This is a genomic window from Sporosarcina sp. Y352 (assembly GCF_056786535.1).
This window is the reverse complement of the sequence record NZ_JBXCJE010000007.1, coordinates 182,529-191,987: the sequence shown is the minus strand read 5'-3', so window position 1 is coordinate 191,987 and position 9,459 is coordinate 182,529. Positions and strand designations below refer to the sequence as shown.

8 protein-coding genes are annotated in these 9,459 nt (G+C 36.8%); 2 read left to right on the top strand and 6 right to left on the bottom strand.

All coding sequences use genetic code 11. The annotated features are described in order from the left end of the window. Nucleotides 1–417: 417 nt before the first annotated feature. Nucleotides 418–1,431, bottom strand: coding sequence for a zinc-dependent alcohol dehydrogenase family protein (locus AC1TO6_RS13835; protein ID WP_482102190.1), 1,014 nt, complete (start codon nucleotides 1,429–1,431; stop codon nucleotides 418–420). A 271-nt stretch (nucleotides 1,432–1,702) separates the two neighbouring features. Between AC1TO6_RS13835 and AC1TO6_RS13830 the strand changes: the two genes are divergently transcribed. Beyond that, nucleotides 1,703–2,071, top strand: coding sequence for a winged helix-turn-helix transcriptional regulator (locus AC1TO6_RS13830; protein ID WP_482102189.1), 369 nt, complete (start codon nucleotides 1,703–1,705; stop codon nucleotides 2,069–2,071). Nucleotides 2,072–2,257: 186 nt separating this feature from the next. Continuing rightward, on the top strand, nucleotides 2,258–2,827 hold the full coding sequence (locus AC1TO6_RS13825; RefSeq protein WP_482102188.1) for a dihydrofolate reductase family protein: 570 nt from the start codon (nucleotides 2,258–2,260) through the stop codon (nucleotides 2,825–2,827). A 153-nt stretch (nucleotides 2,828–2,980) separates the two neighbouring features. Here AC1TO6_RS13825 and AC1TO6_RS13820 read toward each other — a convergent pair whose 3' ends face one another. The 5 genes from AC1TO6_RS13820 to AC1TO6_RS13800 all read right to left on the bottom strand — a co-directional run bounded on the left by AC1TO6_RS13820 (nucleotide 2,981) and on the right by AC1TO6_RS13800 (nucleotide 9,354). Further along, a complete protein-coding gene (locus AC1TO6_RS13820; RefSeq protein WP_482102187.1) occupies nucleotides 2,981–3,346 on the bottom strand; it encodes a hypothetical protein in 366 nt (121 codons plus the stop codon). A gap of 248 nt (nucleotides 3,347–3,594) precedes the next feature. Beyond that, on the bottom strand, nucleotides 3,595–3,807 hold the full coding sequence (locus tag AC1TO6_RS13815) for a DUF3243 family protein (RefSeq protein ID WP_482102186.1): 213 nt from the start codon (nucleotides 3,805–3,807) through the stop codon (nucleotides 3,595–3,597). A gap of 362 nt (nucleotides 3,808–4,169) precedes the next feature. After that, the gene (locus AC1TO6_RS13810) at nucleotides 4,170–5,369 is read right to left on the bottom strand and encodes an MFS transporter (protein WP_482102185.1); all 1,200 of its coding nucleotides are present in this window, start codon (nucleotides 5,367–5,369) and stop codon (nucleotides 4,170–4,172) included. A gap of 371 nt (nucleotides 5,370–5,740) precedes the next feature. Then, on the bottom strand, nucleotides 5,741–8,083 hold the full coding sequence (locus AC1TO6_RS13805) for a glycerophosphodiester phosphodiesterase family protein (RefSeq protein ID WP_482102184.1): 2,343 nt from the start codon (nucleotides 8,081–8,083) through the stop codon (nucleotides 5,741–5,743). Nucleotides 8,084–8,592: 509 nt separating this feature from the next. Beyond that, nucleotides 8,593–9,354 (bottom strand): alpha/beta fold hydrolase, encoded by a 762-nt coding sequence (locus AC1TO6_RS13800; protein ID WP_482102183.1) that lies wholly within the window; start codon nucleotides 9,352–9,354, stop codon nucleotides 8,593–8,595. Nucleotides 9,355–9,459: the final 105 nt, after the last annotated feature.

Sequence of the window (9,459 nt, the reverse complement as noted above, 5' to 3'; positions counted from 1 at the left end):
ATTAGTTGGAACGCCGTATGAAGCGAAAGTTTCACGTACGGTGTGAAGTGGGGGAAAAGCTGACGATAACTTCAAAGGCTTACCTATCACTATAACAACAGTAATGCTTTTCTAATTAAACTAACGAAGCAGGTTACTTTGAGAGTCGAGTATTTAATTAAACAAATTTATTGTTACCGTTCAGGTTATTACGTGTTTGAGAACAGAGAAGGTGAGGGTGCAATCTATAATTTAACAAATGAAAAAACAACGGTAAAAGTGCATAGTATCCTTTTACCATTGCTTTATTTCAATATATAGTTCGGAATTTGAATCTTTAATACTCGAGCTCTTATATAGAATAAGGGGAACATTCTTCGTTAATGAATCAGTGCTTCATGACAACTCAAGAAAGATTATTTTTATCTTTCCTATGACTCATTCAGAAACTTTAATGACAATTTTACCAAAAGCACCTCGACCTAGATGCTCGTACGCTTTGATAGCCTCGTCGAAAGAGTACACTGTATCGATCACTGGGTGAATATTTAGTTCATTGAAGGCTTTGTTCATGTCATCGAAAGCTTTGCGGTGACCTACATAGATGCCATGAATCTGTGCTTGCTTGGCTAATAGTGTAAATAAATTCACTTCTGCCATCATGCTTTTCAGGAACCCAATGATATAAATATGTCCTTGAAGTGCAAGCGCCTCGATTGAGCGGTTAATACTATCTCCGCCAACAACCTCTAAAATATGCTGCGCACCTTGACCATTTGTTAGTTTTAATACTTCTTGTTCCCAATCAGGTGTCTTCACATAGTTGATGACTTCTTTTGCGCCTAATTCTTTCACTCGCTCACCTTTTGCATCACTGCTTGTTGTCACAATTACCCGTGCACCTAACGCAGAAGCCATTTGAATTGCAAAAACAGACACGCCTCCAGTACCTAAAACAAGTACTGTATCACCAGCTTTGATTTTGCCGTATTCGACTAATGAAAACCATACTGTTAATGGAGCAATTGGCAGTGTTGAGGCTTCTTCATCTGTTAAATTCGCTGGCGCCATGACCGCTGCATATTCTTCTAATAACATATATTCTGCAAGCCCACCATCATTTGGTCCACCTACTGCTGTTGGTGCATAATCTTCACTCGGTGCCCCAACTACCCATTTCGTATAAAGATGTGAAACAACACGATCCCCTACATTAAACTGTGTAACTTCTGCACCAATGCTCTCAACAATACCAACTGCATCCGATACAGGAATAAATGGTTTGCTCATTAATTCTGGTAAATAATCGCCGTCCATTATTGATTTATCACGAAAATTCAGAGATACTGCCTTTACCTTAATTAGAATTTGTTTTGGTCCTGGTGTTGGTTTTTCCATCTCAACTAATTTTAAGTTTTCTAATCCTACACCTTGTTTTTGCCATGCTTTCATTTGATCATTTCCTTTCTAATTTGTATAAGATATCGAAGGTGAAGTAGGTGCAATCTCTTATCCCAGTTCCTCGATGACTTTCCTCTGCAGGTCTATGCCTATTTTTTAATACGAAATTGACATGGTTCAAACAAATCATTTCGCCATGCTTGCTTGCAAAATCCATGTTACTTTATATATGATAAGTTGAATAGTACGCACATTTTTGTTTGGTACTATACATTTTGTATCATAGTATATTTTTTATACTACCTAAAAAAGGAGTGACGATATGAGCAATATAAAGAAAGAAATCAATGAGGATACGTACCCTTGCCCAGTGGAGCTAACCGTTGAAGTCATCGGAGGAAAATGGAAAGGGCTAATTTTATATCATTTGACTTCTGGCACCAAACGATTTAATGAATTAGGTAGATTATTACCGAAAACAACACAGCGTATGTTGACGTTACAACTTAGGGAACTAGAAAAAGATGGCATCATTCATCGAGAAATTTACAAAGAGATCCCACCAAAAGTGGAATATTCGCTAACCAATTTTGGTGAAACATTAAAGCCAATCATCTTTTTAATGAGAGACTGGGGCGAAGCGTATGAAAACGAGGTTTTACTAAAACGAAAAACAAATGAAGGTGAATAAATTATTGTACTAACAGGTGCTTTACTTTACTAAAAGTAGAGCCTTTTTCATATTTTCCGTACTAACATAAAGGCTTTGTTGGATTAAGTATTTCGTGAAGCCTCAATTGAAACAATGCATAAACCACTTTAATAGTATGAAAAAATTCTAGTAATGAAAGCACTAATCAGCGTAGGAGGAATGGTTATGTCAAATAACGTAAAACAGAGAAGGATCATTTTAGATTTAGCTGTTACATTAGATGGTTTTATTGAAGGAGAAAATGGAGAAGTTGACTGGTGCATTATGGACCCTGATATGGGGTTCACTGATTTCTTGAATCAAATAGATACGATTTTTTATGGTAGAAAAAGTTATGATTTATGGGGACAATATATTCCGAAAATAGAAGACTCTGCTAGCGAAAAAGAACTTTGGGGAATGGTTCATAGTAAAGAGAAATATGTGTTTTCCAGAACACAAATAGGGACCGATCATCGAGCACTCTATATCAATGAAAATATTCTTGAAGAAGTAAATAAATTGAAGAATAAGCCTGGTAAAGACATCTGGCTATATGGCGGAGCAAGTCTCATTACTACTTTTATAAATTTAGGGCTTGTCGATGAATTTAGATTATCCATTCACCCTGTTATTTTAGGAGCAGGAAAACCGATGTTTATAGATATAAAACAGAGGCTGAATTTAAAAATGGTACAGCAAAGAACGTTCTCTTCTGGCGTTGTGCAACTAATTTATCATAGGGATGACAATTAATAAAAAATTGTAGTGAATCTTATAAGATAAGACTCGATAGCAGCTGTCACTTAAACTACCAAAGGATAGAATTATTGCAATAGAAATGGAAACCCTAAGATAATGGGTTTCCCTTAAAATTGTTGAAGAAGGTTTCCTTATTGGTTAGATAAGTTATTCATTGGAATGATCATCGATTGCTTGGACAGCTAGTTCCAGCGATGTAATTCTTCTTTCTAAAAGCGTTCTCTGCGAACTACCTACCTTTGACTTAGCGTAAATGTTCTCAATTGATGGGAATAACCCGGTAAGCACATTGCGAGCTTCCGCTAAATCTTCCTGGGTGTAATGATGGGGTTCATTATTCCAAACGTTTTCTAGCATAGCTAAGCCGATGCTAAGAGCATTGAGTCGTTTCTTTAATAAGGTAGTATTTGCGCCTTTCTGAGTCATCTGAGCTAAGGCCTTTTCGCATTTACTGATTGTCGATTGAAAGGATTTAATGGATTCCACTTTATCAACTATTGATGCGTTTTCCATGTTCTAGCTTTCCTTTCTTCGTCTTCGAATTATTTTGAACCTGATTTCGCTATTTCTGTAACCAAGAATATCATTTTACGTTACTTAAAAAGATTAACCAAGTTTATATCCACTATCAAAAAGACGATGGTCTCCATTCCGAAAGAGCTTCTGGTGGGCAACTAGAATTCGCATACCTCATTCTATCAACTCTCCCATTTTAGACTATCAAACTAACTTACACACTTTATGCGACAAACCCTCTGAATTTATACTTTACGCACCATTTTCACTAGTGTCTGTGCAAGCCTATGTTGTTCATCGGTAGATCCAGTTTTCAAAAGTTCCATTACCATATTCAATTCCAGGCAGCTGGGTTCTTCGTGTTCGACGGGATAATTTGTAACTAACTCCGTAGGTTTAACATGCTTTTCATCACTTAACCCCATGTTTTTACCTAACTCAACTCTCTCTAAATGCATGTAGGGTCACACTCCTTTAATGTTATATATATAGCATGGGTAATTCTTGTCAAAATATACAGTAGAACCATAGTGAATTTCGATAAGTGAAAGTCGGCTTCATTTTAATAGGACCCAACTTCATTCAATTACATCCTTTATTGCTGTTCTTCAAAGGCTTTAAAAGAAGTTATTAATGCAAAATCAGAAAATGAATGAACAGTCTGAGGTGAAAACAAAGTGAAAAAACACTTTGGGAAAATTAAATTAGAAAACAAAATTCTGCAACAAGTAAAGTAGGGGCTGTCCCCAAAGTCAATGTTGACAATGGTACAGCCCCAGTTTGTTATGTTTCATCCCGTCCATATGCAAGTATGTTTCGTTCAGGATGTTTTTTCCTTATTAGCCTCTAATGCCATCGTTTTCTTGCTCCCAATTAGATACAATAACAGAATAACAATCATGGAAGCTGCAGAATAAGTAAAGGTCATGCCGTACCCAACATTTTTTGCTAAGAATCCAAGTCCTACTGATCCGACGGCCAAACCAAAATCTATAAAGATAAGAAGCATAGAATTGGCTGTTGCTTTTTTCTCGGGTGGAACAAGGGTTAATGCCCAAGCTTGAATAATTGGATGGATTATGGCAAAAGCGATACCGAATAATACCCCTGAAACGATAACCATCCACATCTTAGTTGAGAAACCTAACAAGATCAAACCTACTGCCCCTGAAATGGCACCAGGAATAATAAGAATTCTGTGACCGAATCTGTCGAATATTTTACCTGAGAAAGCACGAACTAATACCATCGCAATTCCCTGTGCGATAAAAAACTGTGAAATACTTCCTCCAACCTTGATTTCTTTACCAAACGGCCCCATAAAGTTTACAGTTCCTGCTATTGCCATATAATTGAATGCTACCAAAATACATGGAAGAAGGACACGCTTATCGAACATGTACGTATAGAAAGGTTCTTTATTTGTCTCCTGTGGAATTTCCTTTTCTGTTTTAACCGTATTTTTTGTGAAAAAACTGCACAAAAATGAAAAGAACATAAGACCTAGTGTTACCATCATCATCGATCGGAATGAATAAGTTGTGAGATAAGAAATAGCGATTAGTGGCCCAATTGTTGTCCCAACGCTTGTAGACATTGCGAAATAGACAATGCCCTCACCCAACCGAGATTTAGGAACAATATTACTTGATATTGTAAAGACTAAACTCGTCAGCATACAAAATCCAATACCTTGTAGTGCTCTAATGACTATTAGAAATCCGATGGAGTCGTCTATAAAAGTAAGACCGATTGTGCCCATAAAATAAACTAGGGATATGATGAGGAGCAATTTCATATTCACTTTTTGGATAATTACACTCGCAAAGAATCGCGTAATTAGTGATGCTGTCATTAAGGTCGTGGTCATAATTCCTGCAATCGTAGGATTATCACTAATGGTTGATACAAAAATGGGGAAACCTGCTGTAATCATATAAAATGAAGCGAACATTACTAAAGACAATAATATAATAATTAAATATTGGCTTGTCCATAGTTTAACTTTTCCTTTACCCATCCTTTATAAGACCGCCTCTCAGCTATTTTTAAAAATAGAGATGATTTGTATGTGGAAATTGCTAATTAAATCATGACAGATTTATTCTTCCCTGCTAATTTAAAATTATGTAACGTTTTTTCAATGAAAGGGATTAATCATAAAAATACTTGCGTAGATGGTACACCTTAAAAAATAATAAATTAAGTGTTGTTAGGGATGGGCGAAAATATAAAAGATTCTATTTTGTAAGAGAAAATGTTCTGTACGCTACAATTGCATATACCAAAATAAAAAATCAGCCATGTACGTTAATGGCTGATTTACGCTTCACATTGTTATTCTTTTTATCAGAATCTACTCATTGTGGTACGCACGGAACCAATTACTGTTTAATTACTTACAATAACTTCAATTGGTTCTGCTACGATATTCCATTCCTCGCCCAGCATTGTGAATGTATGTTTAACAAATACTTGCGCCGTACCTGTAGATACTGCTTCAATCGTATTCCCGCTCAAAAGAACTTCATTCGTATCCTCCATAACAAATAACTCCGAAGTTATATTTTGTTTTTTATCGACTCTATAGTTTGTAAAAGCTTTCGCTTGAACAGTTGACGTTTTTCCTGTTTTTAAGTTGATTTTCTTAATTGGAGATTCAAGCTTAATCGGTGAGTCTGTTAGCCACTGCATATAGTCAGTGATTGGCCCAATTAATCCTTGTTTTAATTTTTCTTGGAAAGGATCTTCAGTCCTAAACGTCCAATGCATACTTAACATGCCTCTTTGGCGCATATACGTTGTGAATTCTTTGTACACACTTCCATAACTTGCGTTAAGCGTGACGTTCTTGCTTGTCCCATAATCCATCATTTTCTCTGCATTTTTAATCTTTGCAGTTTCAGTTGCCGGAACAGCAGCAGAATAAAGATAGCCAACAGGGATCTCGGGATTGAGTTTATTGGATAGGGCCATGCTTTCTAAGTTGAAACTTTGAAGGACGACTTGATCGACCATGCCTTGTTGCTCAATTTCATCAATAATTTGCTGTTCGATTCCGGTGGCTTTCAACTCGACAAGCAAGATGACGTCTTTTCCCTTGAACCCTTGTAAGAATTCTGTGAAGGTGGGAACTCTTTCTCCCGCGAATTCTTCGCTGAATTTAATGCCTGCGTCAAGTTGTTGAATTTCTTCTAGTGTCAAATCTGCAACCTTACCGGTACCATTCGTCGTTCTGTTGACGGTACCATCATGCATGATAACGAGCTGATTGTCTTTTGTCAGTTGAACATCCGTTTCAATCATGTCTGCACCAAGATCATAGGCTAACTGGTAACTGATCATTGTATTTTCAGGCGTAAGGGAAGGGACTCCTCTGTGCGCAGCTACAATTGGCCTTTGGACAATCGTGTTTTCCGGGTATTTACTAAAAGCTTGTGCCGAAGACTCGGGGTGATCCGTAATAATACCGTCTACGCCGAAGTGAATTAATTCATGTGCTGTTTTTTCAGAGTCCGCGCCAACTCCCCAAACAGACACCATCCGTGTATGCAACATATGGACAAGTTCCGCAGAAAGAAGTTTTTGAGGGATAATCGCAACTTTTGCATTGCTCGCATGGACATCCCTGATAAGTTTGTTCACATCATGTTTATTGAAAGAATTCTTGTTATAAACGACTCCACCACGCGCAGTTGGATAGCGTGTCGTAATAGATTTAACGATAGAAGGGTTTGTTGAGACAATATGGAAGTCTGTCGTTTGTGTTTCATTCAAAATATTGATGAGGTGCTCTTCAAGATCACTTTCTTCAATATGAATGATTGGAATCTTCTTGTTTTTAATGGAAAGTAGAGCCTCCGAGAGCGGCATCTTGTTTACAGTTAGTTCGTTTGCTGGGCCTTTTTCTACGAGTAATCGAACAGATGAAAAGTCTGTCTCCTCATTCGTAGGTAAAGAATTGGCGATGAGTGTAGGGGGGTTAATGATATTCGTTTCGGGTTCTTTTGGTAAGAAAGCACCTGAGTTTTTTAAGGGAGGCAATTCTCCTTCAAAGCTAGTCACGTTAACGTTATCGAATTGAACGGTGGAACCTGTTGCTTGGAAACCAATATCCCCTGATAACCAAGTTGACGCTAAATCTGTATTTACGACAAGTTTGTCATTAATGAACTGCTGGACGCGATTTTTACTTGCAATAATTTTAACACGGTAAGATTTATTGTATTCGAATTTCTCTGTAAAGAAAGTTGCTTCTGGTACAACCCATTTGTTTTGCGAATTTCTTTCGGCAAACTCCAATCCATTTAAAGCGGTTGTCCCTCTCCGAATTGCAAATTGGTAATATGGATAGTTTTCCGACTGGATCCTGTACATCATAGAAGCCCATCGCGTATCTTCCACAGCGGAAAGGAATGTCATATCAGCTTCAAAAATATAATCTCCTGTTTCTGTATTTAAGGGAACGACAACTCTTGCGGGAGCTGAAGTTGCAGATGAGGTTAACTTTAACGCACCATCTAAGACTTCTGCTTTCCCTTGAACAACTTTCCAGCCCTCCGGTAAAGCACCATTTGCAATACCATCAAAATTTTGCTCAACTAAAACCGTCCGATCCTCACTTGCCTGTACGTTTGGACCGACTAGTAGGACAGAGGAAACTGTCGTCACCGTCAATGCAGCAGCGACAAAAGCTTTCGCAATAAGATTTTTATTGTTCTGAAATACGTTCAAGATTCTACCTCCCTCTTCTTCAAAGTATCGTACGGTTTAACTCTATCTCTGGTTTGTTAACGCAGTATTAAGATAGTGTGTAAAAGTTGTCAATTGCTGTAATTCATAGATTATGTAGCTTTAATAACGAGTGATTGGTTCGATCATCGGCTTATTTTAGCTGGGCAATAGATGATGTGAAAGGTTTTTGTGGTTTTATCAGAAGGTGGCAAGCGCATTAAATAAAAAATTCCCTAGAGAGGAAATGAGGAATACTACGTTGTTGGCGCATACAGTGTAGTACAATTTCTAAGCGGTTCGTATAAGTATAAAATTCTATATGAAAAGGCCTTTTACTTTTCGAAAACCTGTATATTACAGTAGGGACATACTGCGTAGCAATGATATTTCAATAGTTTTTATAAATCTCAAACTTACATAAAAATGAGCTAGGAAAATTATATCCAAGCTCATTGTATTTTGATGTCGGGTTTTTACTAAAACTACCACTTAGCGCAAACAAACAAGTCCTACTCGATTGTTGTTATACCTTCTGGAAAAACACCTCCCTGGATCCATTTTTCAATCATTTGATTAAAAAAATTAGGATTCACCAAGGGTATTCCGTGGCCCACGTTAGGGATAATGATTCCTGTACAATTTGCATTCGCCAAAACGATGTCCATCGCTGATTTTTTCATCACGGCTTTTTCTTTTTCGCCAACCGTAACAACTATATTGCACTGTGCGTTGCTGAAATCTTTGGGTATTGTAAACGACATATTTTCTTCTAGTATTCTAATAAGTGTATCTGCCTTCATTTGAGAACTTTCCTTGTAATAGGTTTCAAAGTGTTTTTCATCAACGTAGAGTGCTTTCGCTTGAAGCTTTGAAAAAGATTTATTTTTCACTAATGGAAAAGTTAGTTTTATAGCCGGCCTAATCATATTTCTAACAAATGCATTCGGTCTTACTAAAGCGCTGTTTATAAATGCATAATTAATTAAATTTGGTTGCATACTTAACATTTGAATCGTTACTTGTGCCCCTAATGAAAATCCAATAACAATTACTTTTTTACCGTTTGCTATTTTTCCTATCAAGTCATTTACTTTTTCTGCACTTAATTGAATTGAAAAGTTTTCTTGTTCTGGTAAATCAATTGTGATGCAATGATAATGACTGAAGTATTGAATTTGTTCATCCCACATCCAACTACTTACGCCACCACCATGTAAAAATACCATTAATGATGCATTCTTATCCCCATACTCTTGGTAATGTAAATCCAACTCATTCACCTCATTTGCAATTATTTCTCTTAATTTTAAGTAGAAACCTTCACAATCTCATCCTTAGTTTACTATAAATATCCAATTTGGACCTCTTTATAATAT